Origin of the sequence: Nocardiopsis sp. LDBS0036 (assembly GCF_041228755.1) — a bacterium.
Lineage (GTDB): Bacteria > Actinomycetota > Actinomycetes > Streptosporangiales > Streptosporangiaceae > Nocardiopsis > Nocardiopsis dassonvillei.
On the sequence record NZ_CP141103.1, the window covers coordinates 3,346,334 to 3,372,308 of the forward strand.

Genomic DNA, 25,975 nt, shown 5'->3' on the forward strand with positions numbered 1-25,975 from the left:
GGCCCCGGGGCGCGCACGCGGCGCCGCACGCGCCGCGCCGGGCCCGGCTTCCCCGCGCGCGGTCCGGGGCACGGCGGCCCGGCGGTGCGACAGGGGCCGAAGGGACATTCCCCGGGGCTTGCCCCTACCCGTATGCTCTGCTGGACGAGCCGTGCGCCACCGGGACGCACGGTCGGGCAGCACTTCCCTCCCGGTCCTTCCCCGAGGCGGTGGTCACCATGGTTACCGGTGCCCTACCCCGCCCTGCCCGGCACACGACCGCCCTGCTGACCAGCGTGGTCCTGCTCGTCATCCTGTCCTTCCCCGTCGCCTCCGGCGGCGGGCGGCCGGCCGGACCGCCCCTGCCTCCGCACGGCCTGCTCAGCGCCCCCGAGGGCGCCGTGGCCGCGGCGGCGGACCAGGAGCGGGTGACCCCGCGCGAACGCGCGGACCTGGCCGAGAACCCGATGGTCACCGTCGGGCCGCCCGCCTCCACGTGCGACCACCGGTCGGTGCTGCGCGACCTGCCCGACACCGTGCCCAGCAGCGCACTGCGCCTGGCGGTGTGGGACCAGCCCTGGTGGCCGCTCTCTCCCCCCGCGCCCGTTCCCGTCCCGGACCTGGACGCCCCCGGGGAGCTGCCGCCGACACGGGCTCCCCCTCCCACCGCGAACACCGCCATCTGACCATCCCCGCGCGTACCCCCCTGTCTCCGGCGTGCGTCGGGATCACCCGTATTCGCAGTGAAGAGGTACCAGGTCCTTGTCCAGTCAAACGGGAGCGGGCGCGCGTTGGACACGCGCCCTCATCTCCCTTCTCGTCATCCTCGTCGCGTTCGGCGCGGCGTGGTTCATCCCGCCGCGCCTGGGGCTCGACCTCAGCGGCGGCACACAGATCGTCCTGGAGACCCAGGACGGCCCCGAGGGCACACCCGCCAACTCCGAGAACACCGACCAGGTCGTCGAGGTGCTGCGCCAGCGCATCGACCGCCTGGGCGTGTCCGAGGCGACCATGTCGCGCTCGGGCGAGAACCGGATCATCGTCGAACTGCCCGGTGTGCAGGACCCGGCGGAGGCCGCGCAGATCATCGGCCAGACCGCCCAGTTGTCCTTCCACCCCGTGCTGGGCGTGGGCCAGGCCGGCGGCCAGGGCGTGCAGGCGCCCGCCCCGGGCGACTCCGCCAACGCCCCGCAGGCCACCGCGGACGAGGCGCGCGCCCCGTCCGACGCCGCGGCCGAGGGCGGTGACGAGGCCGCCGAGGGCGGCGGCGGGGAGATGACCCAGGAGCAGCTCGAAGAGCTCATGGCTCAGCAGGGCGGCATGGGCGGCCAGCAGCCCCCCGCCGGCCCCAGCGCGGAGAACCCCGAGGACGTCGTGATGACGCTCCCCGACTCCGACGGCACCCAGCTCCAGCTCGGCGAGACCGCCATCAAGGGCGACCAGGTGGCCAGCGCCGAGGCCGCGCTGGACAGCGTCAACCGCGCGCAGTGGACGGTCAACGTCAACTTCCGCGGCGAGGGCGCCGACCAGTGGACCGCGCTGACCGCCGACGCCGCCTGCTACGAACAGGGCGACCCGCGCCGCCGCGTGGCCATCGTGCTGGACGGGCAGATCATCTCCGCCCCGGAGGTGAACCCGGAGTTCTCCTGCGACGTGGGCATGCCCGGCAACACCACCACCATCACCAGCCCCGACTTCACCAGTGAGACCGCCAACGACCTGGCCGTGCTGATCGAGGGCGGCTCGCTGCCGCTGCCGGTCACCGAGGTCCAGCGCCAGACGGTCGGCCCGACCCTGGGCGCCGAGGCCATCCAGGCCAGCGCCGTCGCCGCGATCCTGGGCCTGGTCTTCACCACGCTCTACATCACGCTGGTCTACCGGCTGGTCGGCTTCCTGGCCGCCCTGGCCCTGGGCTTCTACACGCTCATCGCCTACGGCGCCCTGGTCGCCATCAACGCCACACTGACGTTGCCGGGCCTGGCGGGTTTCGTGCTGGCGATCGGTATGGCCATCGACGCCAACGTGCTGATCTTCGAACGCACACGTGAGGAACACCAGCGCCAGGCGAAGGTCTACGAGGCCAACAAGTCCGCCGGGCTGCGGGACGCCACCGAGGACGAGGCGGCCAAGGCCGAGTCCGGGGTGCTCACCCGCAAGCGGCGCCGGGCGGTGCCGCCGAGCCTGGAGAAGGCGTTCGTCGTGGGCTCCCGCAAAGCGTGGAGCGCCGTCCTCGACACCAACATCACCACGCTCATCGCCGCCGCCCTGCTGTTCTTCTTCGCCTCGGGCACCGTGCAGGGCTTCGGCGTGACCCTGAGCATCGGCACCCTCGTCTCGATGTTCTCCGCGCTGGTCATCGCGCGCGTGTTCGTCGAGTGGGCGGTGCGGCGCGCGGTCGTGCGCAAGCACCCGGCCGTCAGCGGCCTGAACCGCATCGGCGGCGTCCGCATCTGGCTGGTCGAGAAGAACCCCGACCTCATGGGCCACCGCGCCAAGGGTCTGATCGTGGCGGGTCTGATCGTGGCGGCCGCGGTCGCCGCGCCACTGATCCGCGACACCAACCTCGGTGTGGAGTTCACCGGCGGCCGCGTGCTGGAGTACGAGGTCACCAGCGGGGAGGGCGTCTCGGTCGACGAGGCCCGCTCCGTCATCTCCGCGCTGGACTTCCCCGGCTCGGACACGGCCGTGGTCCAGGAGTCCGGTGACGGCGACATCTCGGTGCGCACCGGCAGCATCTCCGACGACGACGCGGCCCGGATCGCCGACGCCCTGGGCGAGCAGACCGGCGGCGTGGAACTGGTCAGCGACGAGCTGATCGGCCCGAGCATGGGCGACGAGCTGCGCAACCGCGCGCTGATCGCCCTGGGCGCGGCCCTCGCGCTCCAGATGGTCTACCTGGCCTGGCGCTTCCGCTGGTCGTTCGGCGTGTCCACCATGCTGTCGCTGGCCTTCAACCTGGTCCTGGTGATCGGGCTGTTCATCTGGCTGGGCAAGCCGATCGACGGCGTGTTCCTCGCCGCGCTCCTGAGCGTCATCGGCTTCTCCGTCAACGACACGGTGGTGGTGTTCGACCGGGTGCGCGACGAGTGGGCCCGGGACGAGAGGTCGAAGTTCTCCGAGATCGCCAACCGCGCGGTGCTCAACACCCTGCCGCGTACCGTCAACACCTCCATCGGCGCTCTGATCATCCTGGGCTTCCTGACCTTCCTCGGCGGGTCCTCGCTCCAGGACTTCTCGATCGCCATGCTGGTGGGTCTGGTGACGGGCGTCCTCTCGACGATCTTCGTCGCCGTCCCGCTGGCCATCTGGCTCCAGAGGTGGGACAGGACCGACCCGCCGCACGTGGTCAAGGAGCGCAAGGCCAAGCAGAAGGTGGCCGCCAAGGCCGCCCGCGAGGCCGACGACGGCGCCGTCGTCTAGCGCCGCCCAGGATTCCCGGCCCCGCGGCCGGGAACCCGCCGCGTCTCACACGGCCCGCCGCGCCGCCCCCGGGTGGCGCGGCGGACCGGAAGGCGAAGGGCCCCGGGACACACGTCCCGGGGCCCTTCGCCTGTCGGGTCAGGCCGTCTGGGCCGCGACCGGCGCGCCCTCGGAGGCCTGCACCAGGACGAAGCCCTGGCCCTCGAAGGAGAGCTGGAGCGCCTCTCCGCTGCCCCGGCCGATGAGCGCGCCCGCCTTGACCGTGCGGCGCACGCCCGTGCTCAGCGAGCTGGACCAGGCGACCGCGGAGTCGGTGTCCACGAAGGTCGGCTGGTCGACGTTGATCAGCACCGGGGCGCCGTGGCAGGCGATGGCCACCCTGCCCCGGCCGCTGAAGACCGTGTTGAAGAGGCCGCCGGCGGCCATGCCCGCGCCCTCCACACGGCGGATGTCCCAGTTCAGCCCGGCCTCGAAGGCGAGCACGTTGTCGCCGTTGACCGTGAGGTGGTCGTCCTCCAGGTCCACCAGGTGCACGTCCCAGGCGTCGCGGGCCAGGAACACGTCGCCGCGCCCGGACACCTTCATCAGCGGCAGCCCCTCGCCGGTGAAGGCCTTCTTGAAGAACTTGCTGACGCTGCCGGACCCCTCGTAGGAGAAGTCGACCTGGCCCTGGTAGGCGACCATGGCGCCCTGACGCGCGAAGAACTCGCCGTTGAGGCCCACCCGGAGCATCTTGTGGTTCTGCAGGTGCATACCCGGCTGGCTGGTCTCCTGGGCCTGCTGGAAGAGGTGGCTTCGCATGAACGTGTTCCCCATCGACGGTCTGGCTGGTTCACCTGGTCAGACGCTCCAGAACCGGAAAGGTTCCGCCGCGGGCCGCCGTTTTCGGTCAGTCGGCGGACACGACCCCGTGCACCAGGTCGTAGACCCGGCGCTTGGGAACACCGAACTCCCTGGCCACACGGGTGATCGCCTCCTTGCGGCGCACGCCCTCCTCCTCCAGGTCCGAGACCGCGGCGACCAGGTCGGCGTCCCCGACCGTCCCTGGGTCGCGGCGGGCGCCCTCCACCACGAGGGAGATCTCGCCCCGCACGCCCTCGGCGGCCCAGGCCGCCAGCTCCCCGAGGCCGCCCCGGCGCACCTCCTCGTAGGTCTTGGTCAGCTCCCGGCACACGGCGGCGCGCCGGTCGGCGCCGAAGGCCGCGGCCATCGCCTCCAGGGTGGCGGCGACGCGGTGGGGGCTCTCGAAGAACACCATCGTGCGGCGCTCGGCCGCCAGGTCGGCCAGGTAACCCGACAGGCCCTTGCGGGGCGGGAAGCCCTCGAAGCAGAAGCGGTCGGTGGGCAGGCCCGAGACCACCAGCGCCGTGGTGACGGCGGACGGCCCCGGGATGGCGGTCACCGGGATGCCCTCTCCCGCGCAGGCGGCGGCCAGCCGGTAGCCGGGGTCGGACACCCCCGGCATACCGGCGTCGGTGACGACGAGGACGTCGCTGCCCGCGCGCAGGTCGCCGAGCAGCTCGTCCGTGCGGCGGCTCTCGTTGGCGTCGTAGTAGGACACGACCCGGGCGCCCGCCTCCCCGCCCAGGCGCACGTCCGCGCGGGAGGCGAACTGGCGTAGCCTTCGGGTGTCCTCGGCCGCGATGACGCGGGCGCCCTCCAGTGCGCGCAGCAGCCTGGGCGGCGCGTCCTCCACGTTCCCGATGGGCACACCGGCGAGCGTCAGGGTCCCCGTCCCTCCACTCGTCCCAGCTCCACCCTCAACCACTGTGATCCCCGTCCTGTCGCGCTACGGTTGGCTCGTCACGCCATCCGAAACCTGGTTTCGTGGTCCGTCCGCAAAGGACAACCATCTCCGACCCCAACCTACGAGCCGAGGTAACGCGTTCCCCGCTCGAAGGCGGGGCTTTCGACCCCCGGGTCGAGGGCCTGGCGTCACCAGCACCAGCCAACACCAGGGAGGTGACCAGTTGGCTACGTTCCACACAGGTGAGAAGACCCACCAGGCCGTGCTTCCTCAGCGGCCTGCTCTGGAATCCGCGTCAGCGGACATTCCAAGGAACGGGAACGAAACGGGGCGCGGAAGCCACGTGCGCGGGGCACCCGGTGTGGAACATGTGCGAGGGGAGACCACCGGCGGTTCACCTACCGCTGGTGGCGTCGCCCCCGTGTCCCCGGGGGCCGGGGAGCAGGCCCGTGAGGACCGTCCACCGAAGACCACGCCCCGCGAGGGGCACCCGTACGTGTTCGTGCCGGACCGCCACGGCACACCACTACAACCCACCCACCCCGCGCGGGCCCGCCGGCTCCTGGCCAGGGGCCGGGCGATCGCGGCCCGGCACACCCCCTTCGTCATCAGGTTGAAGGATCGCACCACCGCCGAGTCCGGGGTCGACGGGGTCGAGACAGGCATTGACCCAGGCAGCAAGCGCGCCGGCACCGCCGTGTTCACCGACCGGCGTGGAGAACGCCGAGGCCGCTGTGCGATACGGCCGGACCACCGAGGCGGTCAGATCGCCAAGAGGATGCGCCAACGCGCCGCCTACAGAAAGGGGCGCCGTTCTCGTAACCTGCGTTACCGGACGGCCCGGTTCGACAACCGCACCCGTCCACGCGGTTGGCCGCCACCCTCGCTCCGGCACCGGGTGGACACCACCCTGGCCTGGGTGGGTCGTCCGGCCCGGTGGGCTCCGGTCCTGGAGCGGGTCGCCTTCGACGTCCACGCCCTGGGCGCGGGGCGTCCTGCGGAAGGGGTGGAGTACCGACACGGCACCCTGCACGGCTACGAGGTGCGCGAGTACCTGCTGGCCAAGTGGGGACGGGCGTGCGCCTACTGCGGTGCCACCGGCACCCCGCTCAACGTCGACCACGTCCGTCCCCGTTCCCGAGGCGGATCGGACCGGGTGGCCGACCTCGCGCTGGCCTGTGTCCCGTGCAATCGGGCCAAAGCCGACCAGCCCGTCGAGGAGTTCGTGACCAACCCCCGCGCTCTCGCCGGGATCAGCGCGCAGACCAAGGCGCCGCTGCGCGATGCCGCAGCGGTCGACGCCACTCGGTGGGCGCTGTGGCGGCCCCTGGACGAGTGCCCGCCCACCCGTGTGGGATCGGGAGGTCGGACGAAGTGGAACCGCACCCGCGACCACCTGCCCGAGTCCCACACCCTGGACGCCCTGGCCGTGGGCAGGGTCGAAGCCGTCACCACGGCTGTTTCAACGGTCCTGGTCGTCGGGGCCGCTGGGCGCGGCCCCTATGCCCGTACCCGGGCGGACAGGCACGGTTTCCCCCGGTTGCGTCTGCCCCGCCGCAAACGGTTCTTCGGTTTCCAGACCGGGGATCTGGCCCGAGCGGCCGTGCCGTCGGACATGAACGCGGGGACGCGCACAGGCCGGGTGGCGGTGCGCAGCAGCGGGAGACACACCCTGCAAACCTCGTATGGGCCGATCAAGACCTCATGGAAGAACCTGTGTCTGCTCCAGCGAGCGGACGGTTACGGCTACACCACCCAGAAGGAGGCAGGGGCTCCCTCCACCGCCTGAGGGCGGGAGTATCCACCCCGTACACCCGATGACCACCACCGCACCTTTCTCCGAGGCAGAGCCCTCGCCCCCGCCGCGGTCGGCGCGGATACGCGCCCGCTTCCTGCCCGTCAACCCCGCGCCCCGCTGGCTGGGCTGGCTGGGCGCCTTCGCCGTCGCGCTGTTCGCCGGGGTGCTGAGGTTCTTCAACCTCGGCCAGCCCGACCGGATCTACTTCGACGAGACCTACTACGCCAAGGACGCCTACGGGCTCTGGAACTTCGGCTACGAGCACGAGACCGTCGAGGAGCCCGTCGAGGCCGACGACCTGCTCGCCCAGGGGTACCAGGACATCTTCACCGGCACGGGCGACTTCATCGTGCACCCGCCGGTGGGCAAGTGGATGATCGCCCTGGGCGACTGGCTGTGGTCGCTCCTGCCGTTCGGCACGACCATGACCCCCGAGGCCTGGCGGTTCGCCTCCGCCGTGGCCGGGGTGCTCTCGGTCCTCATCCTGGTGCGGCTGGCCACGCGGATGACCCGCTCGGTGCTGCTGGGCTGCACGGCGGGGCTGATCATGGCGCTGGACGGCCTGCACTTCACGCTGAGCCGCATCGCCATGGTGGACATCTTCCTGACCCTGTGGATCCTGGCCGGATTCGCGTGCCTGGTGATCGACCGGGACAGCACCCGGGAGCGGATGGCCCGCCTGGCGGAGGCGGGAGGGGACCTGGCGTCGGTGGGCTGGCTGGGGATGCGCTGGTGGCGGCTGGCGGCCGGTCTGTGCTTCGGCCTGGCGGTGGGCACCAAGTGGTCGGCCCTGTTCTTCGTCGCGGCGTTCGGCCTGCTCACGGTGGCGTGGGACTACGGGGCCCGCAGCAGCGTCGGCCAGCGCGGCTTCTTCTGGCGGTGGCTGGGCGTCGACGCCGTCCCGGCGTTCGTGCAGACCGTGGTGGTCGCGGGGGTCGTCTACCTGGTCTCGTGGTCGGGGTGGCTGTTCACCCGCGGCGGCTACAACCGCGACTTCGCGGACGGCATGGCGCCCGAGTGGGTGCCCGGGTTCCTGCGGGCGCCGGTGGAGGCGCTGTGGAGCCTGGTGGACTACCACCAGCGGATGATGACCTTCCACACCGACCTGACCAGCGACCACGCCTACATCTCCGCGCCGTGGGAGTGGCTGGTCATGCGCACCCCGGTGATGTTCCACTACAACGGCGAGGTCGCCTCGTGCGACACGGGCGACTGCGTCACCTCCGTGGTCTCCATCGGCACGCCGGTCATCTGGTGGTCCAGCCTGCTCGCGCTGGCGGTGATGCTCGGCTGGTGGGTGACCTTCCGCGACTGGCGGGCCGGGGCGGTGCTGCTGGCCGCGGCCGCGGGGTGGCTGCCGTGGTTCGCCTACCCGGACCGGCCCATGTTCCTGTTCTACGCCGTCCCGCTGCTGCCCTTCCTGGTCCTGGCGATCGTGCTGGCGCTGGGCCTGGCGATGGGGGCCGGGGAGGACAGTCCGCGCTTCGCCCCCTACACGCGTGCGGTGGGCGGCATCGTCTACGGCGTGGTCCTGCTGTTGATCGTGGCCAATTTCGCCTACTTCTACCCGGTGTTGTCGGCGTATCCGATCGACGAGGGTATGTGGCGTGAACGCATGTGGTTCGACGTGTGGATCTACGGCAGCGGCGGTTAGTGAACGGCGCCCCGGCGCATCCGTGTTCGGCCGCGCCCCATTAGTGGCCCGGCGAACGGAAATCAACAGTTGCGAGTAGCCGAAACAGGACAGGGAAAGAGCGCGATTCCCGTGTGGAAGGCCTCGGCAGGGCAGCACCCTCCCTGGTACTGTCAGCAACTGGTTGCTGTTGTAGTTTCCATGGATGCCCGGGGCGCCTCGCGGAACTTCACGTGGGCGCTCGCCGGTGCGGGATTCACCCGTCGGTCAGGCGCCCGGCGGCCCGGGGCCAGCAGGGTGCGGCCCCGCAGTAGTCCCCAAGGGAGTGCACATGGCTCAGGGCACCGTGAAGTGGTTCAACTCTGAGAAGGGTTTCGGGTTCATCGCCGTCGAGGGCGGTCAGCCCGACGTGTTCGTCCACTACTCGGCGATCTCGGGCACCGGCTTCCGGAACCTGGAAGAGGACCAGAAGGTCACCTTCGACATCATCCAGGGCCCCAAGGGCCCGCAGGCCGCTGACGTCAAAGCGGTCTAGAGCCGTCCTTTCCACGCGGTCGACGGAATTCCCGGTCGCCCGACGGCACCTTCCGCGTCCGCGTTCCCTTACTTGACGGCGCACCCGAGCAGCCGGGACCGGGTGGAGCGCCCGCGCCCAGCCCTCCGCTCGCAGAGCGGGGGGCTGGCCCGTGTCCACCCCCTTTGCGGACGACCGGGGTGAGGTTACCCAAGCCCCCCGATACCGGTTAACCTGCTTGAAGCCGGTCGGTACACCGAAGGACTGAGGTCGCGCATGTTCAACATCAGCGGAGGAGAGTTCGTCGTCCTCCTCCTGCTCGCGCTGCTGATCTTCGGTCCGGACCAGCTGCCCAAGGCGGCCCAGCAGGTGGGCAGGGTGCTGCGCCAGCTGCGGACGATGGCCAACTCCGCCTCCAACGACATCCGCGAGGGGCTGGGCCCGGAGTTCAAGGACTTCGACGTGCAGGACCTCAACCCCCGGCGCTTCGTGCAGAAGCACTTCTGGGAGGAAGAGGAGCAGGAGAGCAAGCCCGTGGCCCGGCTGAACGGCAAGCGCCCTCCCTTCGACGACGAGGCCACCTGACGCGGGCCCCGGCCCGCGCCCCTCCTCCGCCCCGGCCCGCGGCCTCAGCCCACGAGCATGAGCACGAACAGGGCCAGGCCCAGCAGGATCACCGAGCCCACGATGATCGCGGGCGACCCGAAGGCCAGCACCAGGACCTCCACCGCCAGCGCTCCGCCGAAGGCCCCGGCCAGCCAGGGCCAGCGCGGGCCCGGCTCCCAGCCGTGGCGGCGCTCGCGGTTGAGCGTGACCAGGAACGCGCCCCCGATGAGCAGCCAGAACACCAGGTGGGCGAGCGCGCGGGTCTGCGGATCGACGTAGTCCGCCATCCCGCCGACCACCATCACGTAGGTCGTCGTTCCCGCGAGCAGCCGCCAGTGCCCGCCGGTCCTGCGGGCGGGGATGACCTTGCGCCGGGCCGGTGTGGTGCGCCGGAAGCGCTCCGCCGCGACCGCGGGCTCCTCCTCCACCGGTTCGACCGTGGTCTCACGCGGCCCGGGAGGCGGGGGTTCGGGGGGCGGGGGCTCGTATCCCCCCACGGGTGCGGCCTCCGGCGGTGGCCGGTGCTCCTCCGTCGGGAACGCGGGGTCCCCCGGCGTGGCCGGGGGGTCCTGCGGCGGGAACTCTTCGGGGTGGTATCCGCCGGGGTACTTCGGGGAGTCGGACACGGTCCGCCCCTTCACGGTCGCGCGGTGGGCCCCTGCCGGGGCCGGGGTTCGGTGTCCGGATCCCTACCCGGTGCCGCGCTCGGTCAAATCCCCGCCCCGGTGCCTTCCGGGGGCGGTGCGGGCCGGGCGGCGGAGGCGGGGGACGAAGAAAGGACCCGACCGGTCCTCGGGGGTCCGGTCGGGTCCCTGTGCCGGGGTTCGGCGGAACCCTTTCGGCGGACTGGTTACAGCCAGGCCCACCCGTTGTCACGGGCAGTAATCACGCGCGTGGTCATGGCATCTACCTTTCGTGTGGCTTCCAGCCCATCCCACGACCACGATGGCGCAGAGCGCTCTCGGTCCGCAAGTCCCATGGGCGAATGTTCATCATTTTATGGCACGGGCACCACCGAAGCCCGCTGAAGCATGGTCCGAATAGCCGAATCCTGGCTCGTTTCCCCAGATCAGAAGGACTTTCATTACCGCAGACACAACAACTGCCAGCTTGGCGGCCTGCCAAAACAAGACATCAGCCAGGTCAAATCAACACCATGAATATAACGGAGAGCGACGGCGTTCGCATTTCCCCGGGACGGGAAATCGGGATATCCGGAGGCGCGTTTGGGCGCACCCCCGGAGATCAACACGGGCTGTTACCAGGGAGAACCTACTGAACCGAATGTCGGAAAGCAGAGCTATGCCAGCTTTGCACCATCACATCCGTTCTGTCTGAACGTGACTCTGCGTCATGGCGTCTTCGTTCCGGTCCCGCGGGCGCGCACACGGAGGGGGAGCCCCCAGAGCACCTGTTTCGGTCATGCACAAAACCACATATCCTACTTCCCTCTTCCCGGGCTCATGGTGGTGGCACCCTTCCACGCCGTTCCCGCGGTGTCGTTCGCACCGTTTCCCGCGGGTGCGCGCGGGGTACCGGGCGGTGCGTTCGTCCGTTACCACTCCGCTCACCGAGCGCACATGAGACAATGGGCAGCCCCAGCAGGAGGTCTCCATGCGCATCCGTCTCCCCCGGTCGGCCCTTCTCCTCCTGGCCGGCGGTTGGACACGCCCGCACCGCGTCCGCCCGGACAGACCCGGGTCCCCGGTGCGCGAGAGCCCGTCACACGGCCAGGGACGGGACGGGTAGGAGATCCATGAGCGCACACCCCCTCTTCCCCGCCCAGGCCCCCTGTCCCGGGGAGCCCGCCGCTCCGGCCGCCCCGATCCGCGCCATGGTCGTGGACGACCACGCGCTCTTCCGCCGGGGCCTGGTGTCGGTCCTGGACGAGGAGCCCGACATCGACGTGGTCAGCGAGGCCAACGACGGGGAGGAAGCCGTCCGCCTGGCCGCCGAGCTGCGTCCGGACGTCGTCATCATGGACGTGATGATGCCGCACACCAGCGGCATCGACGCCTGCTCGCGCATCCGCGAGGCGGTGCCGCACACCAGGTTCATCATGCTGACCATGAGCGACGACGAGAGCGACCTCTTCGACGCGCTCAAGGCCGGGGCCACGGGCTACCTGCTCAAGGCCATCTCGGTGACCGAACTCGCCGAGGCGGTGCGCGCCATCGTCAAGGGCGACTCGTTCATCAACCCGGCGATGGCGACCAAGCTCATCGGGGAGTTCGCCGAGCTGGCCAAGCAGGAGAGCGCGCCGCCCAGCCGCACGACCATCCCCGAGCTGACCCGGCGCGAGACCGAGGTGCTCAAGCTGCTGGCCCGCTCCCTGAACAACCGGGAGATCGGGGAGCGGCTGTTCATCACCGAGAACACCGTCAAGAACCACGTCCGCAAGATCCTGGAGAAGCTCCAGGTGCACTCGCGCACCGAGGCCGCCATCTACGCCGTCCGGGCCGAGTACGTCTCCGGGCGCTGAGGCCTTCCGGCCGGGTCGGGCTCCAGTGTCCGACGGACGGCCGCCAGCCGGACGCTGGAGCCCGTCCGGCACCAGCAGCACCACGAGTCCCAGGAGCACCGAGAACGCCCGCGTGGACGCGTCCTGCGCGTCACGGGCCGCACAGGGGCGCCGGGAGGGGGCGCGGCACCGTTCGGCGCACGCCCCGCGGCCGGTCGGGAGCCGCGCCGGGCGGACCTACTCCCCCGCGGAGGGGCCCCGGCCCGCGGCGGAGGGGCCGAAGAGCAGCCCGGCGCTGCGGCGGGTCACGGTGAGCAGGTCGGCGTCGCGGAACAGGTCACCGAACCCCGAGCCCTCCAGGTTCCCCGTGAGGGAGAGCGTGGCGATGCCGTGCACGACCGACCAGCCCGCGACCATGGCGGCGGCCGCGTCCTCGACCTCCCGGCCCTCCTCGGCCAGGGACTCCACACCGGCGCGGAGCTCGTCGAAGGCCGCCGTGCGCGCCGCGTTCAGCTCGGCGTCGTCGTCGCTCAGCAGGCTGGGGGTGAACATCACGTCGAAGTGCGCCGGGTGGCCGGTCGCGAAGCGCACGTACTCCACACCCGCCTCCAGGAAGCCCCCGCCGGACTCGCGGTTGGCCCGCAGCCGCGCGGCCAGTTCGCGGAAGCCCTCGGTGGCCAGGGCGTTGAGCACGCCCTCACGGCTGCCGAAGTGGTGCCGGGGGGCGGTGTGGCTGACCCCGAGTTCGAGTGCCAGAGAGCGCAGGCTGAAGGAGTAGGGCCCCTCCCTGGCGATGACCTCGGCCGCCTTCTCCAGGACGGCGGCCCGGAGGTTCCCGTGGTGGTATCCGTGTGCCATGGCTCCGCACCCTACGACGGGGGGTTGCCACTGTAAAGATTGCGGAGGCCTGCCCCGCCGCGAAGGCGGGGAGTACGCTGGACGGGTACCGGCCGCCCCGCGACAGGGGATAGCCGCTTCGCCGGTGACACTCGGGGCTCCGGTCCGGAAACGACCTCCCGCCGCAGGGAACAGCAGCACCGCCTCCGGACCGGAGCCCGCCCGGCTGTGCGCGCCGGGGCGCCGTGCGGGCCCCTCCGCGCCGGGGACGAGCACGGGTCCACCACCGGAGATCTCCCGGAAGCCTCCCGGGGATGTCCCTCAGAACACGGCGAAGGCCCCTCCCGAACCCGGGAGGGGCCTTGCTGTCTGCGGTGGAGCTATGGGGATTTGAACCCCAGACCCCCTCGATGCGAACGAGGTGCGCTACCGGACTGCGCCATAGCCCCGAAGACGAGATCCACATTAGCAGGAAACCCGGAGTGGTCCGAACCGGCTTCTCCCGGTTCGGTCCCGGAGCGGGCGCGGCCCCGGCCCGGACCGTTCCCGGTCCGGACCGGATCAGTCCCCGGCCGCCCGCAGCCGGGCGTCCGCGTACTGGTCGTAGACCTGGCTGCGCCGCTCCTTGAGAGCGATCACCTCGGCCTCGCGCTCGGCCTCGCGCCGCCGCTCCGCCTCGTCGCGGCGGGCGCGCAGGACCTCACGGCGGCGGGCCCGCAGGGCCGCCTCCCTGCGCTCGGCGTCGGCCTTGGCGGCCTCACGGAGCAGGACCAGGTGTCCGGCGAACAGCAGCGCCGGCGGGGCGGCCACCCACCAGGGCCCCAGCCCGAGGGCCACGGCCACGAGGGTGGCGGCGTTCACCAGGATCAGCGTCGTGGTGCGACGGCGGCGGCGGGCGATGACGCGGGCGCGCGGCCCGGACTCGGCGCGGTAGCGCCCCGGGCGCGGCGCGTCCCCGGCGGGCCCGGGGGCGTCCGCCGGGGCGATGCCGTGGTCGTCACGGCGCAGGACCCGGGTCTCGGTGGCGTCCGGGTCCTCCGCACGCCCCTCGGCGTCCTCCCCGGCCTCGTCGGCCTCGGTCCCCGCGGGTTCCTCGTCCTCCCGCGGGTCCTCGTGGAAGGTGTCGGGGTCCTTCCGCAGCAGCATCGGCACCAGGACTATGAGCCACACCACCACGATGGCCAGGTACAGAGGAGAGCTGCTCATCACCCCTCCTCACGATGACGGCCACTGGACGTTGATCGACACCTCGTCGACACCGCGCCGCGTGGTGCTCCCGGGGACGGAGACGTCCCGGCGGGGAGCGCCGCACCCGTCCCTCCCCGGACCCGGGGAGTTTCCGGTGCGCCATATCCACGCGTTGCCCGCATCGTCAATGCGTCTATGTTCCGCACGGTACGACCCCGTGTCCATAAATGCGCCACATTCTGACCGGAGTGTCGCAAGATTGTGGACTCTCAGTTTCGGACGCCCTGACCCCGGGGGTGAAAGCACAGGTCAGCCAACGACTGCGGAGTGCAGTCCCAATTCAACGCAAAGTAATGAGTCAATGTCACTAAAGTCAGGTTTAAGTTCCGGATGCTTCTGCGATGTTGGCACGTTCAGTTCGGCTCCGGGTACGGACTCGCCGGATCGTGTGGATCCCGGCCGCCGTTCGGGCCCTGTGGCCCCAAAGCGGAACCGGGGCCGGAACCGGGTTCCCCGGACGGTCCGGAAGAAGAGGACTCGTGGCGCCACCGGTACATCAGCCCCTGGGGGACCTCCTCAGCGGTGATCGCGTAGCAGATGTGGTCGCGCCAGGCCCCGTCGATGTGCAGCTGTCTCCTGCGCACGCCCTCGTCGCGAAAACCCAGCTTGGCGACCACGCGTCTGCTCGCCCGGTTCTCTGGCCGGACGTTGGCCTCGATCCGGTGCAGCCCGACGCGGAAGAAGGAGTGGTCCACGGCCAGCGCGACCGCGGTCGGGGTGATGCCGAGCCCGGCGTGGGCGCTGTCGATCCAGTACCCGACCTGCGCCGACCTGGCCGAGCCCCACACGATGGCCCCCACCGTGATCTGGCCGACGAACCTGTCGCCGTAGAGGATCGCCCAGGGCATGGACAGGCCCTGCCTGGCCTCGTGGCGGATGGACTGGAGCATCGAGACGTAGGGGGTGAGCCCGGTGGTGCGCAGCGGCATCTCCGGATAGGTGGGCTCCCAGGGGCGCAGCCACTCCTCGTTGCGCGAACGCGTGTCCCGGAGCGCCGCGGCGTCGCGGAGCCGCAGTGGCCGGAGTACGACCGAACCCTCCTGGAGGGTGACGGGCCACCCATGTCTGCGATTCACGACCGTCCCTTCGATGCCCTCGGCACCGTAGCCCAGCGCTGCGACACCGGACGCGGAGGCGTCGGGTTCCCGTCGCCGGTGACGGGCTCCAGTATTCCACTCCCGGGGACGCGGCATGGCTGCGGTCGCCCCCGCGGGCAAGAATCGGCTGATTCTTAACTCCAATACTCCCGTACCGAAAACCGGCCCCGCCCCAAGGAATTCTCAACGGTCGGAATGCCCGGGATGTGATTCCGGTCATTGTCCGGTGTCATTCGGAGCGGGCGTGGTCGCCTCCGCGCAGCTGGTCCACCGCGTGCCGCAGCACCGGCGCCAGCACCTCCATCCCGTCGGCGGCGCCGCCCCGGGAGCCGGGCAGGTTGACCACGAGCATCCGGTGCCCCGCGCGCTCGGCGACCCCGGCCAGGCCGCGCGACAGGATCGCCGTGGGCACGCCCTTGTCCCGGCCCGCCGCACGCAGCGCCTCGGCGATCCCGGGGATCTCGTAGGACAGCAGGGCGCGCGTCACCTCGGGCGTGTGGTCGTGCGGGGTCAGCCCGGTCCCCCCGGTGGTGACGACGGCGTCGAGCCGCTCGTCCAGGGCGCGGCCGATGGCCCGGGCCACCGGTTCGCCGTCGGGGACCACCCACGGCCCCACGACCTCGCAGCCGATCCCGCGCAGCCCCTCGGCCACGACCGGTCCGGAGCGGTCCGGGTACACTCCCGCCGCCGCCCGGTTGGACGCCGTGACGACCGCCACGCGGGGGACGGGGGCGTCAGTCACCACGCCTCCAGTGGCCCTTCCTGCCTCCGGTCTTCTCCTCGACGCGCACTCCGGTGACCTCGGCCGCGGGGTCGATCGCCTTGACCATGTCCACCAGCCCCAGGGCCGCGGCCATGACGCAGGTGAGCGCCTCCATCTCCACGCCGGTGCGGTCGGCGGTGCGGACCGTGGCCCGGATGTCCACGCCCGCGTCCACGACGGTGAGGTCCACGTCCACCCCGTGCACGGCGATGGGGTGGCACAGGGGCACCAGGTCGGGGGTGCGCTTGGCCGCCTGGATCCCGGCGATGCGGGCGACGGCCAGGGCGTCGCCCTTGGGCACCCCTCCCCCGCGCAGGGCGGCGACGGCCTCGGGGCCGAGCAGCACCCGGCCCGACGCGGTGGCGGTGCGCGCGCTCACCGTCTTCTGCGAGACGTCGACCATGCGGGCGGCGCCGGATCCGTCCAGATGGGTGAACCCGGAGGGGTGGTCGGCCCCCTCCCGCCGTGGGGTGTCGGTCATGGGTCCGCCAACTCCTCCGCTCGGAACGCGGGACGCGGCCGGTCGGCCGCGTCCGGGCGCGCCGGAGCGCGCCACCACGACCGTACGGCACTCCCGGGGCCCCCGCTCCACGGGTCCGCGGACCCGGTCGGGCGCGGCTCAGGCGGGTTCGGGCAGGCGCACCACCTCGACGCGGCTGCCCGCGGCCAGTTCTGTCACCTCCTCGGGCACCACCACGAACGCGTTGGCCCCGGCCAGGGCGGACAGCTGGTGCGAGCCCTGGTGCGAGGCCGGGGACACCGTGGGCTCGGCGTCGCGCCCGTAGGGGGACTCCTCCAGCACCGCACGCAGGAAGGAGCGGCGCCCGGGCGGGGAGGTGACCGGCGAGGTGAGCAGGGCGCGCATGCTCGGCAGCGGCCGGGGGTCGAGCCCGCGCAGGCGGCGCAGCGCGGGCCGGACGAAGACCTGGAAGGACACGAAGGCGCTCACCGGGTTGCCGGGCAGCGTGATGATGGGGGTCCGGTCCGGGCCGATCACGCCGAAGCCCTGGGGCTTGCCCGGCTGCATCGCCACCTGGACGAACTCCACGGTGCCCTCGCGGGTGAGCACCTCCTTGACCACGTCGTGGGCGCCCATGCTCACGCCGCCCGTGGTCACCACGATGTCGGCGCGCACCAGCAGGTCGTCCAGCGTGTCGCGCACCGTCTGAGGGTGGTCGCCCACGAACCCGTGGCGGTGCACCTCGCACCCGGCGTCACGCGCGGCGGCGGCGATCATGAAGCTGTTGGACTCCCAGATCTGGCCGGGGCCGAGCGGGCGCCCGGGCTCGACCAGCTCCTCGCCGGTGGAGAGCACCATCACGCGGGGGCGGGCGTAGACCGGGACCGAACGGCGCCCGACGGCCGCCAGGACTCCCATCTCCCCCGGGCCGATGCGCACGCCCGGCCGCAGCACGGTGGCGCCCGCGGTGACGTCGTCCCCCGCGCGGCGCACGGCGTTGCCCTCCTTCACCGGCCGGTCGAAGGTCACGCTGGCCGTGCCGCCGTCGGTCCACTCGACCGGGACCACCGCGTCCGCGCCCGAGGGCATGGGCGCGCCGGTCATGATCCGGGCGGACCTGCCCGGCAGGACCGCGGTCGGGGAGGGGTCGCCCGCCGGGATGTCGGCCACGACCGGCAGCCGCACGGGGTGGTCCGGCGAGGCCGACTCCAGGTCCGCGGCGCGCACCGCGTACCCGTCCATGGACGAGTTGTCGAAGCCCGGCAGCGACACGGGCGAGGTGACGGCCTCGGCCAGCACGGCGCCGTGTGCCTGGAGCAGGTCCAGCTCGGTCGGCACGGGGTCGGGGATCAGTGCCAGGACATCGGCGATGTGCTGTTCGACGCTCTTCACGGGGGTTCCTCCCGGTTCGCGGTTCCTGTGGTGGCCCCGCCTCCCCTCCCTCAGGAGACGGCTCGCGCCCCATTCTTGCCGCGTCCGGCCCCGTATGCGGTGCGCCGGGCCCCGGTCGGGGCGCTCGGGAGTCCCGGTCAGGGGCGCTGGGCCCGCGCGCGGTCGACGAAGTCGCTCAGCCAGGGCAGCAGTTCGTCGGCGAGGTCGGGGCGCCGGCAGGCGAAGTCCACGACCGTGCGGATGTAGTCGGCCTTGTTGCCGGTGTCGTAGCGGCGGCCGCGGAAGAGGACGCCGTGCACCGTACCGCCGTCCTCGGGCTTGCGCCGGGCCAGCTCGCGCAGGGCGTCGGTCAGCTGGATCTCACCGCCCCGGCCGGGCGGGGTCTCGTGCAGGACGGGGAAGACCGCCGGGTCGCAGACGTAGCGGCCGATGATCGCCCAGCGGCTCGGCGCCTGCTCGGGGGCGGGCTTCTCGACCAGGTCGGTAACGGTGACGACGTCGTCCTCGTCGGTGGGCTCGATGCCCGCGCACCCGTACAGGGACACCTGCTCGGGCTCCACCTCCATGAGGGCGACGACGCTGCCGCCGTGGCGCTCGCGCACCTCGATCATGCGGCGCAGCAGGTCGGCGGACTCGATGAGGTCGTCGCCCAGCAGGACGGCGAAGGGGTTGTCACCGACGTGCGCCTCCGCGCACAGCACCGCGTGGCCCAGGCCGCGCGGCTCGCCCTGGCGGACGTAGTGCACCTGGGCGAGGTCGCTGGACTCGCGCACCGAGCGCAGCCGGGCGTCGTCGCCCTTGGCCTCCAACGCCTCCTCCAGCTCGTAGGCCCGGTCGAAGTGGTCCTCGATGGAGCGCTTGCTGCGTCCCGTGATCATCAGGACGTCCTGGAGGGAGGCGGCCACCGCCTCCTCCACGACGTACTGGATCGCGGGCTTGTCCACGATCGGCAGCATCTCCTTGGGCGTGGCCTTGGTCGCGGGCAGGAAGCGCGTGCCCAGGCCCGCGGCGGGTACGACCGCCTTCGTGACGGACACGGAACCGGAGGGTCGCTTGTGGTCGGTGGAGTCGTTCATGTCGGCACTTTAGGCCAGCGGTCGGCCGTCTCCGCGCCTGCACACACAGGAGGGCGCCAAGAAGTACGGATGGTTTCGGGTGGCGGAGGGTGGACCGCCACCGCTTGTTCACCGCACGGGGCAACCGGCCGGGTCGGGGCGGTGCCACACTGGGGCCATGGGCGAGAGCGGACTGCGTGAGGCCAAGGCCGGGCTGCGGAGGGGTTTCCTGGAGCGGCGGCGCGCCCGGGGCCCCGAGGAGCGCGCCCGGGCCGGGTCGGCGGTCCGCGACGCGCTGCTGGACGTCCCGTGGCTGGCCATGGGCGGGACGGTCGCCTGCTACTACTCCGTGGGCGGCGAGCCCGACACCCGCAAGCTGGTGGCGGCGCTGTGGAAGCGCGGCGCCTACGTGCTGCTGCCCGTGTTCCTGCCCGGCGGCGAACTGGACTGGGCGGCCTTCGACGGGCCGGACTCCCTGGCCCCGGCCGGTCACGGGCTGCTGGAGCCCGTGGGCCGCCGCTACGGGCCCGACGCGCTGGCCCGGGCCGACGCGGTGGTCTGCCCGGCCGTGGCCGTGGACCGGCGGGGGACGCGCCTGGGGCGCGGCGCGGGGTGCTACGACCGCGCGCTGGCCCGCAAGGGCCCGCACACCCCGGCGATCGCCCTGGTCCACGACGAGGAGTTCGTGGAGTCGCTGCCCGCCGAGCCGCACGACCTGCCGGTGGACGCGGTGGTCACCCCGTCCGGCGGGGTGCGGGTCCTCGGCGCGGGCGTGTGGCCGGGCGGACCGGACGAGCGGGAGCGGCTGAGCCGGAAGGACTGAACGGGAGCGGCCGGACCGCGGGGCGGGACCGGGGCGGGATTAACCCGGGCCCCGGGGGCGTTGTCGCTGGCGGTCGCGCTCCGGCGGCGCCCGGCGTCCGACCGCCCGCGCCCCCGCACCGGTCCCCGTGGGCGAGGCCCTGTCACGGCTCCGGTCGGCGAGCGCGTACTATTTAGCAGTCAACGGGCGAGAGTGCCAGCAAGGAGGACCCGAACAGTGCCTACGTACCAGTACGCGTGCACCGAGTGCGGCGCCCAGATGGAGGTCGTGCAGAGCTTCAGCGACGACGCGCTGACCGTCTGCCCCGAGTGCGAGGGCCGCCTGCGCAAGGTGTACTCCGCCGTGGGCATCGTCTTCAAGGGCTCCGGCTTCTACCGCACCGACAGCGGCAAGTCCTCCAACAGCTCCGTGCTGACCGGCTCGGGCTCCACCGAGAGCAAGGACAGCGGGAACTCGGGCTCCACCGACTCCTCCGCCGCGTCCTCCGCCTCCTCGGACACCAAGGGCTCCTCCTCGGACACCAGCAGCAGCACCACGGCCAAGGCCGGCAGCACCAGCGCCACCGCCGCGACGAGCTGACCGCCGGGCCGTTGACCGCCCACCGCGCCGCCGACCCCTCGGCGGCGCGCGGCATGTCCGGCTCCGCTGCGGGTGCGCCGGGCAGCCGCCCGCCCCTCCACGCCCGGGCGCCCCGACCGGACGCCCCGGTGCGCGGCCCGCGCGATCGGGCCTGTGGACAACCTCCGAACGGGCCCTCCGCGGCCTAGCGTTGAGGTTATGACCAACGCCGCACCCCCGCCCTACCGGCACCGGCGCGCGCTCACCCGGCTCCTGGACCGGCACCGGCGCGTCGTCGCCGCCCTCCTGGCCGCCGCCGCGCTCCTCAGCGCCGTCCTGGCCGTACGCCCCGCACCCGTACCCGTCACCCGCGTCCTGGTCGCCTCCCGCGACCTCGGCGCCGCGGACCCCCTCACCGAGGGCGACCTCACCGCCCGGGACCTGCCCGCCGGGTCCGTGCCGGGCGGCGCGCTCGCGGCCGACACCGCGGCCGCCGGGCTCCGTCTCAACGCTCCGGTACGCCGGGGAGAGGTGATCACCGACGCCCGGCTCGCCGACCCTCCCGCGCGGGCCTACGGCCCCGGCCTGGTCGCCGTTCCGGTGCGGGTGGCCGACCCCGGCGCGGTGGGCCTGCTCTCCCCCGGCAGCCGGGTGGACGTCCTCGCCGCCGGAGGCAGCGACGACCTCGCGCCCGCCCGGGCGGGCCCCGCCGTGGAGGTGGTCAGCGACCGCCCCGTCCTGGCCCTGCCGGAGGAGGAGTCCTCGGGCGGCGGGGAGGGCGGCGCGCTGATCGTCGTCGCGGCCACGCCCGTCGAGGCCAGGAGTCTGGCGGGCCACGCGGCCGCCTCCCGGCTGTCCATCACCATCCGCGGTTGACCGGCGACGTCCGGTGGGCAAAGCTGTCCGGGCGCCGCGGGCTCCCACCCGGGGATCCCGCTCCGGCGCCCGTACGGACACCACGAGTATGTAGGGCTTGTATCCATGCAAGGCTTCAAGAAGTTCCTGCTCCAGGGCAACCTGGTGCAGCTGGCGGTCGCGGTCGTGATCGGCGCGGTCTTCGCCAACCTCATCACCGCGTTCACCGAGGGGTTCATCACCCCGCTGATCGGCATCTTCGGCGGGGTCCCCACCTTCGGCGACCTCTACTTCGAGATCAACGGGAGCCGGTTCCTGTACGGGGCGTTCGTCGACGCGCTGATCTCGTTCCTGATCACCGCAGCGATCCTGTACTTCTTCGTGGTCCTGCCCGTGGCCAAGGTGGTGGAGCGCTTCGTCAAGGCCGAGGAGGCCACCACGCGCGAGTGCCCGCACTGCCTCAGCGAGATCAGCAAGAAGGCGTCCCGCTGCGCCCACTGCACCAGCGAGGTGGTGCCCGAGACGGCCGCCTGAGGCGGTCGGACGCGTCGGGGCGGCCCCGTGCGGGGCCGCCCCCGGCAGGCACCGGCCGAAGGTCAGCCGGTGTACTCCCAGTGCCAGGGCTCGAAGGGACTGGACTTGGCCCAGGCAGGGTGGTGCCAGCCGAAGTCGGCGCCGTTGGCCTCCATCCAGAGCCAGCGGTCGGACCGGTAGTTCTGGATGCCGCAGCCGAGGTCGATGGCCTGTCCCAGGCCGTGGTTGCTCGTGCCGGGGACGGCCGCGAAGCCCGGCGCGACCTGTCCGTAGACGCGGTGCTGGTTGGGCAGGTCGCGGTAGGCGCTGGTGATGCAGATGTTCTCGCCGAACTCGTCCACGTACCTGGCGTTGAGCTGGAGGAAGTCCACGGCCGCGTCGGCGCGCAGCTTCTTGTCGTCGTAGAGGTCGCACAGGGAGTTGGCCGGGAGCAGGCCGTTGGCCGCCCCCTCGGCGTTCGCGGCGGCGGACGGGTCGCAGTCCCCGGCGGCCATGTAGGCCTCCGGGTCGATGCCGCGGTCCTCCAGCTCCTGCACCAGCTCGTTCGTGGTCTGCTCGGACCGCTCGCGCAGGGCCTCGATGTCCGCGGCCAGCTCGACCTGTTCGAGCTGGGTGGTGGTCTGGAGCTCCTGCGCCTGGCTCGCCAGCTCGACCTGCTCCTCACGCAGGTCCGTGGCGTCCTGGATGAGCATCTGGTTGTCCTCGGAGATCTTCGCCGCGTAGGACTGGATCTGCAGGTCCTCGGTGAGGGACCCCGACGCCAGGACGGCGAGCATGCCGCCGTCGGGCTGCTTGTACAACGTGCTGGCCAGCTGGGCCAGCGGTTCGCGCATCTCGTTGAGTTCGAGTTCGGTCTGCTGGAGGTCGTAGATGGTCTGGACCAGCTCCGACTGGGCGTCCTCCAGCGCGTCCTGGCGGTCGACGAGGTCCTGGTTGGCCTCCTCCAGCTCCTGGGAGGCGGTCTCGGCCCTCTCCCGGAACTCCTCCAGGCTCGCCTCGGCGGGTTCCAGCGCGCCGGTGTGCACCGGCGCCACGAGGAGCGCGGTGACGAGCGTGAGCGTCAGCGCCTGTGCGAAGCGGACCCGGTAGGACAGGGCGAAGGCGGTGAGCGCCCCGCCGCCACCCGGTACGCGGGACCTGCGCCGCGCCGCATCAGAAGTGAACGGCACGAATGATCCTCCGGCTGCTTTTCCTCGAACACCTACCCGTGGCCGCAAGGCAACGTACTACATGTCCACATGCGGCCACGCGAGATCGGTCCACCGGACGGAGCGGGTCGCGGACGGGCCCCACCCCGCCCCGCCGCCCTCCGCTCCGGGCTTCGGTGAAACACCTGGTCACCGCCGGGCTGGTCAACGCCGAGCCCGCGCCCCCATCGTTATCGAGGGCACATATGCGGCCATAACACGACATGCGTCATGAACAACGTCACACCGCACCAGGACAACCAATCGTAGGTCAGCGTACTCCGCCATGCACGCAGAGTCCCCCAACCGCCCCCGCCGGAGGCGGACCGACACCCCATCCACGTCCATCCTGGGTTAGGCTTGGTCCGGTGGCGGGGTAAGACATACCCGCGCCAGACCCATGGCTCCGTAGCTCAGGGGATAGAGCACCGCTCTCCTAAAGCGGGTGCCGCAGGTTCGAATCCTGCCGGGGCCGCATGGGATGACCTGCGATGATCTCGCAGAGCCATCAGGGTGAGAGCCCCGTGGGTTGCGACTACGGTTGCAGCCCACGGGGCTCTGCTCGTCTCCACACGTCGTCTGGGAGCGCGCGCCCGCCCGGCCGCCCGCCTGCGGTCACCGTCGGTCGGCCGCCTCCGTGAAACCCGCGAGCAGCGCGGCCACCGTCCGCCGGACCCGGCCGCCGACCACGGAGTCCCGCGCGCCGGTGAGCACGAGGTGGTGGACCGCGCCGACCACCGCCAGCGCCAGCGCCTCGGGGTCGGCGCTCCCGTGGAGGCGCCCCAGGCGCCGCTCCGCGGTGAGGTAGTCCGCGGCCGCGGTCTCGACCGCCTCCAGACCGGCCGTGCGGTCGCCGAGGACCGCGCGCACGCGTCCGGCCAGCTCCGGCCGGGAGGCCATGAGCCTGGTCAGCGCCAGGAGGACCGTCGGCGGGGTCGCCAGCACGGCCTCGGCCAGGTTGTCCGCGACCGCGCCCGTACCGGCGCGCCCCGGCAGGGACGCGGCCCCGGCGCAGACCTGGAAGCCCCGGTCGACGGCGTAGGCGGCCAGGAAGTCGTCGGTGTCCGCGAAGTGGGCGTAGAGCAGCCCGGTGGCGACACCGGCCTCGCGTGTGACGGCCCGGCCGCTGAGTCCGCCCGGCCCCTCCCGGACGATCACCCGCTCGACCGCGGAGAAGAGCCGCTGCCTGAGTTCGGGGATGGCGACACCACGTGGCATGCCAGGAAGTCTAGGTCCTCGAACGACCTTGGCGCGGTCGGCCGCCGCACACCGGGCCACCGGCTTGCGCTTGGTATGAACACATGCTCATACTTGAATGAACGCTTGCTCATACCAATGTGGTCCGGAGGTCGCGGTGACGAACGACGGGGACTCCTCCCAGCGTGCCGGTGGCGGAGACGGCGGCTCGCCCCCGGGGCGGGCGGTGATCGTCGGCGCGGGCATCGCCGGGCTCGCCACCGCGCTACGGCTCCACCGGGCCGGTTGGGAGACGCTCGTGGTCGAGCGCGCTCCGGCCCGCCGCAGAGGCGGCTACATGGTGAACCTGGTCGGGTGGGGATACGACGCCGCCGAGCGCCTCGGCCTCGTCCCCGCGCTCTCGGCCAGCGACATCGGCCTGTTCTCCACGGTCCTGGTGAGGGCCGACGGTCGGCGCAAGTTCTCCGTCCCTCCCGAGATCGCCAGGGCCGCCCTCGGCGACCGGGCGCTGACCGTGTTCCGGGAGAACCTGGAATCGGCGCTGTACGAGGCCGTGCGCGGCAGCGCGGTCCTGCGATTCGGCACCACCGCCGTGGACGTGGCCCAGGACGCCGACGGCGTCCGGGTCGGGCTCAGCGACGGCACCACCGAGCGCGCCGACCTGCTCGTCGGCGCCGACGGGCTGCGCTCCGGCGTCCGCGCCGCCGTGTTCGGCCCCGAGGCGGACTTCCGCGTCGACCTGGACCACGTCGTGGGTGCGCTCCCGCTCGACCGGCTCCCCGAGGACGTGCCCGAGGGGACCGGCACCACGTTCATCGGGCCGGGGCGCACGGCGGCGGTGGTCAACCTCGGTCCGGGCCGGTCCTCGGCCTTCTTCGCCTACCGCTGCGCGGATCCGGACGCCGAACTGGCCCGGGGACCGGTCCGGGCGCTCACCTCGGCGTTCGGCGACCTCGGCGGGGGCGTGCCCGACGTGCTCCGCCAGTTGCGCGCCGACCCGTCCGGCGCCTACTTCGACTCCGTCAGCCAGGTCCGCGCGGACCGGTGGAGCCGCGGCCGGGTCGTGCTGCTGGGCGACGCGGCCTGGTGCCCCTCCCTGTTCGCCGGGTACGGCGCGGCCCTCGCGCTCAGCGGCGCCGACCGGCTCGGCGACGCCCTGGAGCGGCACGGCGGCGACGTCACCGGGGCCCTGGCGCGGTGGGAGGCGGGCCTGCGCCCCGAGACCCGCAGGCGGCAGGCGCTCGCCCGGCGGGGGACGCGCCAGTACGCCCCCTCCAGCCGCGCGCACGTGTGGATGAACGACCTGGCGATCCGGGCCGTCCTGCTTCCGGGCGTCCGCGGCCTCGTCCAGCGCCGCATCCGGCGCGCCGGTGAGCGGCACGCCGCGGCGGACGGGTGACGGGCGCGCGACCCGGCGGCCGTCCGGCGCGGCCCCGGAGCCGACCGACCCGTGACCGGGCCCCGCGCGTCCGCGTTCTCCCCGGTCATCGGTGCCGTTTCCCCCACGTGTCGCCATGACACCGGGGGCAGCTCGTCCGATCATGGGGTGGGAGCAGGTACCGGACGGGGGAGGTCACACGGATGGCGCACGCGGAGCACTTCCGAGACGGGCAGGCGGAGGAACCGGACAGAACACCCGCCCGGCAGCGGGGCGGCTCGCCCGCCGCCATCGCCGGGGCGCTCCACCGCACCCCGCACCCGGGCCCCCAGCACTGGGGCGGGCCCCGGCCCCGCAAGACCGACCCGGACCCGTTCTTCCCCAACCGGCTGGGGCCGCCGCCCAAGCGACGCCGCTCCTGAGCGGGCGTTGG

Annotated in this window: 25 protein-coding genes and 2 tRNA genes; 14 read left to right on the forward strand and 13 right to left on the reverse strand. The window is 72.5% G+C overall.

All coding sequences use genetic code 11. From position 1 onward, the window contains the following. The first annotated feature begins 218 nt into the window (after positions 1–218). The gene (locus UIS43_RS14035) at positions 219–665 is read left to right on the forward strand and encodes a hypothetical protein (RefSeq protein ID WP_013155074.1); all 447 of its coding nucleotides are present in this window, start codon (positions 219–221) and stop codon (positions 663–665) included. 76 nt (positions 666–741) lie between these two features. Further along, positions 742–3,399 (forward strand): protein translocase subunit SecD, encoded by a 2,658-nt coding sequence (gene secD, locus UIS43_RS14040; RefSeq protein ID WP_370010262.1) that lies wholly within the window; start codon positions 742–744, stop codon positions 3,397–3,399. 138 nt (positions 3,400–3,537) lie between these two features. On the opposite strand, the gene UIS43_RS14045 is transcribed toward secD, so the two are convergent. Both UIS43_RS14045 and rsmI read right to left on the reverse strand, forming a co-directional pair. Beyond that, entirely contained in the window at positions 3,538–4,200 is a 663-nt protein-coding gene (locus tag UIS43_RS14045) for an AIM24 family protein (RefSeq protein ID WP_013155076.1), read from the reverse strand. 88 nt (positions 4,201–4,288) lie between these two features. Beyond that, positions 4,289–5,167, reverse strand: coding sequence for a 16S rRNA (cytidine(1402)-2'-O)-methyltransferase (rsmI, locus tag UIS43_RS14050; RefSeq protein WP_013155077.1), 879 nt, complete (start codon positions 5,165–5,167; stop codon positions 4,289–4,291). Between rsmI and iscB the strand changes: the two genes are divergently transcribed. The 4 genes from iscB (at position 5,103) to UIS43_RS14070 (ending at position 9,676) form a co-directional block, all read left to right on the forward strand. Then, complete coding sequence (iscB, locus tag UIS43_RS14055; RefSeq protein ID WP_370010264.1) at positions 5,103–6,935, forward strand: RNA-guided endonuclease IscB; 1,833 nt, start codon at positions 5,103–5,105, stop codon at positions 6,933–6,935. The genes rsmI and iscB overlap by 65 nt on opposite strands. Before the next feature lie 28 nt (positions 6,936–6,963). Continuing rightward, a complete protein-coding gene (locus UIS43_RS14060) occupies positions 6,964–8,598 on the forward strand; it encodes a dolichyl-phosphate-mannose--protein mannosyltransferase (RefSeq protein WP_370010267.1) in 1,635 nt (544 codons plus the stop codon). Between the two features lie 310 nt (positions 8,599–8,908). Further along, on the forward strand, positions 8,909–9,112 hold the full coding sequence (locus tag UIS43_RS14065; protein WP_013155080.1) for a cold-shock protein: 204 nt from the start codon (positions 8,909–8,911) through the stop codon (positions 9,110–9,112). A 255-nt stretch (positions 9,113–9,367) separates the two neighbouring features. Next, on the forward strand, positions 9,368–9,676 hold the full coding sequence (locus tag UIS43_RS14070) for a sec-independent translocase (protein WP_013155081.1): 309 nt from the start codon (positions 9,368–9,370) through the stop codon (positions 9,674–9,676). Between the two features lie 44 nt (positions 9,677–9,720). Here UIS43_RS14070 and UIS43_RS14075 read toward each other — a convergent pair whose 3' ends face one another. Then, complete coding sequence (locus UIS43_RS14075; RefSeq protein WP_013155082.1) at positions 9,721–10,323, reverse strand: hypothetical protein; 603 nt, start codon at positions 10,321–10,323, stop codon at positions 9,721–9,723. A 1,130-nt stretch (positions 10,324–11,453) separates the two neighbouring features. Here UIS43_RS14075 and UIS43_RS14080 point away from each other — a divergent pair. Further along, positions 11,454–12,179, forward strand: a complete 726-nt coding sequence (locus UIS43_RS14080) for a response regulator transcription factor (RefSeq protein ID WP_013155083.1) — start codon at positions 11,454–11,456, stop codon at positions 12,177–12,179. A gap of 216 nt (positions 12,180–12,395) precedes the next feature. On the opposite strand, the gene UIS43_RS14085 is transcribed toward UIS43_RS14080, so the two are convergent. The 8 genes from UIS43_RS14085 to galU all read right to left on the reverse strand — a co-directional run bounded on the left by UIS43_RS14085 (position 12,396) and on the right by galU (position 19,031). Beyond that, complete coding sequence (locus tag UIS43_RS14085; protein ID WP_019609854.1) at positions 12,396–13,016, reverse strand: TetR/AcrR family transcriptional regulator; 621 nt, start codon at positions 13,014–13,016, stop codon at positions 12,396–12,398. A 354-nt stretch (positions 13,017–13,370) separates the two neighbouring features. Next, positions 13,371–13,444: transfer RNA gene (locus tag UIS43_RS14090), tRNA-Ala, on the reverse strand. Between the two features lie 112 nt (positions 13,445–13,556). After that, positions 13,557–14,201 (reverse strand): hypothetical protein, encoded by a 645-nt coding sequence (locus tag UIS43_RS14095; protein ID WP_013155085.1) that lies wholly within the window; start codon positions 14,199–14,201, stop codon positions 13,557–13,559. Between the two features lie 395 nt (positions 14,202–14,596). Further along, positions 14,597–15,319, reverse strand: a complete 723-nt coding sequence (locus UIS43_RS14100; protein ID WP_013155086.1) for a GNAT family N-acetyltransferase — start codon at positions 15,317–15,319, stop codon at positions 14,597–14,599. A gap of 250 nt (positions 15,320–15,569) precedes the next feature. Then, the gene (locus tag UIS43_RS14105; protein ID WP_026338439.1) at positions 15,570–16,082 is read right to left on the reverse strand and encodes a molybdenum cofactor biosynthesis protein B; all 513 of its coding nucleotides are present in this window, start codon (positions 16,080–16,082) and stop codon (positions 15,570–15,572) included. Continuing rightward, positions 16,075–16,584, reverse strand: coding sequence for a cyclic pyranopterin monophosphate synthase MoaC (moaC, locus tag UIS43_RS14110; RefSeq protein ID WP_013155088.1), 510 nt, complete (start codon positions 16,582–16,584; stop codon positions 16,075–16,077). Before moaC ends, UIS43_RS14105 begins: the two co-directional genes overlap by 8 nt. A 138-nt stretch (positions 16,585–16,722) precedes the next feature. Next, complete coding sequence (glp, locus tag UIS43_RS14115; protein ID WP_013155089.1) at positions 16,723–17,955, reverse strand: gephyrin-like molybdotransferase Glp; 1,233 nt, start codon at positions 17,953–17,955, stop codon at positions 16,723–16,725. A gap of 137 nt (positions 17,956–18,092) precedes the next feature. Next, entirely contained in the window at positions 18,093–19,031 is a 939-nt protein-coding gene (gene galU / locus UIS43_RS14120; RefSeq protein ID WP_013155090.1) for a UTP--glucose-1-phosphate uridylyltransferase GalU, read from the reverse strand. 157 nt (positions 19,032–19,188) lie between these two features. Between galU and UIS43_RS14125 the strand changes: the two genes are divergently transcribed. From UIS43_RS14125 to UIS43_RS14140, 4 genes are all read left to right on the forward strand, one after another. Continuing rightward, complete coding sequence (locus tag UIS43_RS14125; protein ID WP_358456012.1) at positions 19,189–19,833, forward strand: 5-formyltetrahydrofolate cyclo-ligase; 645 nt, start codon at positions 19,189–19,191, stop codon at positions 19,831–19,833. Between the two features lie 216 nt (positions 19,834–20,049). Further along, positions 20,050–20,412, forward strand: a complete 363-nt coding sequence (locus UIS43_RS14130) for an FmdB family zinc ribbon protein (protein ID WP_013155092.1) — start codon at positions 20,050–20,052, stop codon at positions 20,410–20,412. A 198-nt stretch (positions 20,413–20,610) separates the two neighbouring features. Further along, a complete protein-coding gene (locus tag UIS43_RS14135) occupies positions 20,611–21,267 on the forward strand; it encodes an SAF domain-containing protein (RefSeq protein ID WP_013155093.1) in 657 nt (218 codons plus the stop codon). A gap of 105 nt (positions 21,268–21,372) precedes the next feature. Beyond that, complete coding sequence (locus UIS43_RS14140; protein WP_013155094.1) at positions 21,373–21,780, forward strand: MscL family protein; 408 nt, start codon at positions 21,373–21,375, stop codon at positions 21,778–21,780. A gap of 62 nt (positions 21,781–21,842) precedes the next feature. Here UIS43_RS14140 and UIS43_RS14145 read toward each other — a convergent pair whose 3' ends face one another. Next, positions 21,843–22,949 carry a M15 family metallopeptidase gene (locus UIS43_RS14145; RefSeq protein ID WP_013155095.1) on the reverse strand — a complete coding sequence of 369 codons (1,107 nt, stop codon included), beginning with the start codon at positions 22,947–22,949 and terminating at the stop codon, positions 21,843–21,845. A 420-nt stretch (positions 22,950–23,369) separates the two neighbouring features. Between UIS43_RS14145 and UIS43_RS14150 the strand changes: the two genes are divergently transcribed. Then, a tRNA-Arg gene (locus tag UIS43_RS14150) sits at positions 23,370–23,442 on the forward strand. 140 nt (positions 23,443–23,582) lie between these two features. On the opposite strand, the gene UIS43_RS14155 is transcribed toward UIS43_RS14150, so the two are convergent. Continuing rightward, positions 23,583–24,185, reverse strand: a complete 603-nt coding sequence (locus UIS43_RS14155) for a TetR family transcriptional regulator (protein WP_071622779.1) — start codon at positions 24,183–24,185, stop codon at positions 23,583–23,585. A 136-nt stretch (positions 24,186–24,321) separates the two neighbouring features. Between UIS43_RS14155 and UIS43_RS14160 the strand changes: the two genes are divergently transcribed. Continuing rightward, positions 24,322–25,563, forward strand: coding sequence for an FAD-dependent oxidoreductase (locus tag UIS43_RS14160; RefSeq protein WP_013155097.1), 1,242 nt, complete (start codon positions 24,322–24,324; stop codon positions 25,561–25,563). A 182-nt stretch (positions 25,564–25,745) separates the two neighbouring features. Then, positions 25,746–25,964: a hypothetical protein gene (locus UIS43_RS14165; protein WP_013155098.1), complete on the forward strand. Its 219-nt coding sequence runs from the start codon at positions 25,746–25,748 to the stop codon at positions 25,962–25,964. Positions 25,965–25,975 lie beyond the last annotated feature (11 nt).

Excerpts from the sequence above, each read along its gene's own strand:
- galU (WP_013155090.1), bottom strand. The coding sequence starts at position 19,031 with ATGAACGACTCCACCGACCACAAGCGACCCTCCGGTTCCGTGTCCGTC.
- UIS43_RS14095 (WP_013155085.1), bottom strand. The coding sequence starts at position 14,201 with ATGAGCAGCTCTCCTCTGTACCTGGCCATCGTGGTGGTGTGGCTCATA.
- UIS43_RS14035 (WP_013155074.1), top strand. The coding sequence starts at position 219 with ATGGTTACCGGTGCCCTACCCCGCCCTGCCCGGCACACGACCGCCCTG.
- UIS43_RS14135 (WP_013155093.1), top strand. The coding sequence starts at position 20,611 with ATGACCAACGCCGCACCCCCGCCCTACCGGCACCGGCGCGCGCTCACC.
- UIS43_RS14060 (WP_370010267.1), top strand. The coding sequence starts at position 6,964 with ATGACCACCACCGCACCTTTCTCCGAGGCAGAGCCCTCGCCCCCGCCG.
- UIS43_RS14155 (WP_071622779.1), bottom strand. The coding sequence starts at position 24,185 with ATGCCACGTGGTGTCGCCATCCCCGAACTCAGGCAGCGGCTCTTCTCC.
- moaC (WP_013155088.1), bottom strand. The coding sequence starts at position 16,584 with ATGACCGACACCCCACGGCGGGAGGGGGCCGACCACCCCTCCGGGTTC.
- UIS43_RS14140 (WP_013155094.1), top strand. The coding sequence starts at position 21,373 with ATGCAAGGCTTCAAGAAGTTCCTGCTCCAGGGCAACCTGGTGCAGCTG.
- UIS43_RS14080 (WP_013155083.1), top strand. The coding sequence starts at position 11,454 with ATGAGCGCACACCCCCTCTTCCCCGCCCAGGCCCCCTGTCCCGGGGAG.
- UIS43_RS14065 (WP_013155080.1), top strand. The coding sequence starts at position 8,909 with ATGGCTCAGGGCACCGTGAAGTGGTTCAACTCTGAGAAGGGTTTCGGG.
- UIS43_RS14125 (WP_358456012.1), top strand. The coding sequence starts at position 19,189 with ATGGGCGAGAGCGGACTGCGTGAGGCCAAGGCCGGGCTGCGGAGGGGT.
- iscB (WP_370010264.1), top strand. The coding sequence starts at position 5,103 with ATGGGCACACCGGCGAGCGTCAGGGTCCCCGTCCCTCCACTCGTCCCA.
- UIS43_RS14085 (WP_019609854.1), bottom strand. The coding sequence starts at position 13,016 with ATGGCACACGGATACCACCACGGGAACCTCCGGGCCGCCGTCCTGGAG.
- UIS43_RS14070 (WP_013155081.1), top strand. The coding sequence starts at position 9,368 with ATGTTCAACATCAGCGGAGGAGAGTTCGTCGTCCTCCTCCTGCTCGCG.
- UIS43_RS14165 (WP_013155098.1), top strand. The coding sequence starts at position 25,746 with ATGGCGCACGCGGAGCACTTCCGAGACGGGCAGGCGGAGGAACCGGAC.
- UIS43_RS14045 (WP_013155076.1), bottom strand. The coding sequence starts at position 4,200 with ATGCGAAGCCACCTCTTCCAGCAGGCCCAGGAGACCAGCCAGCCGGGT.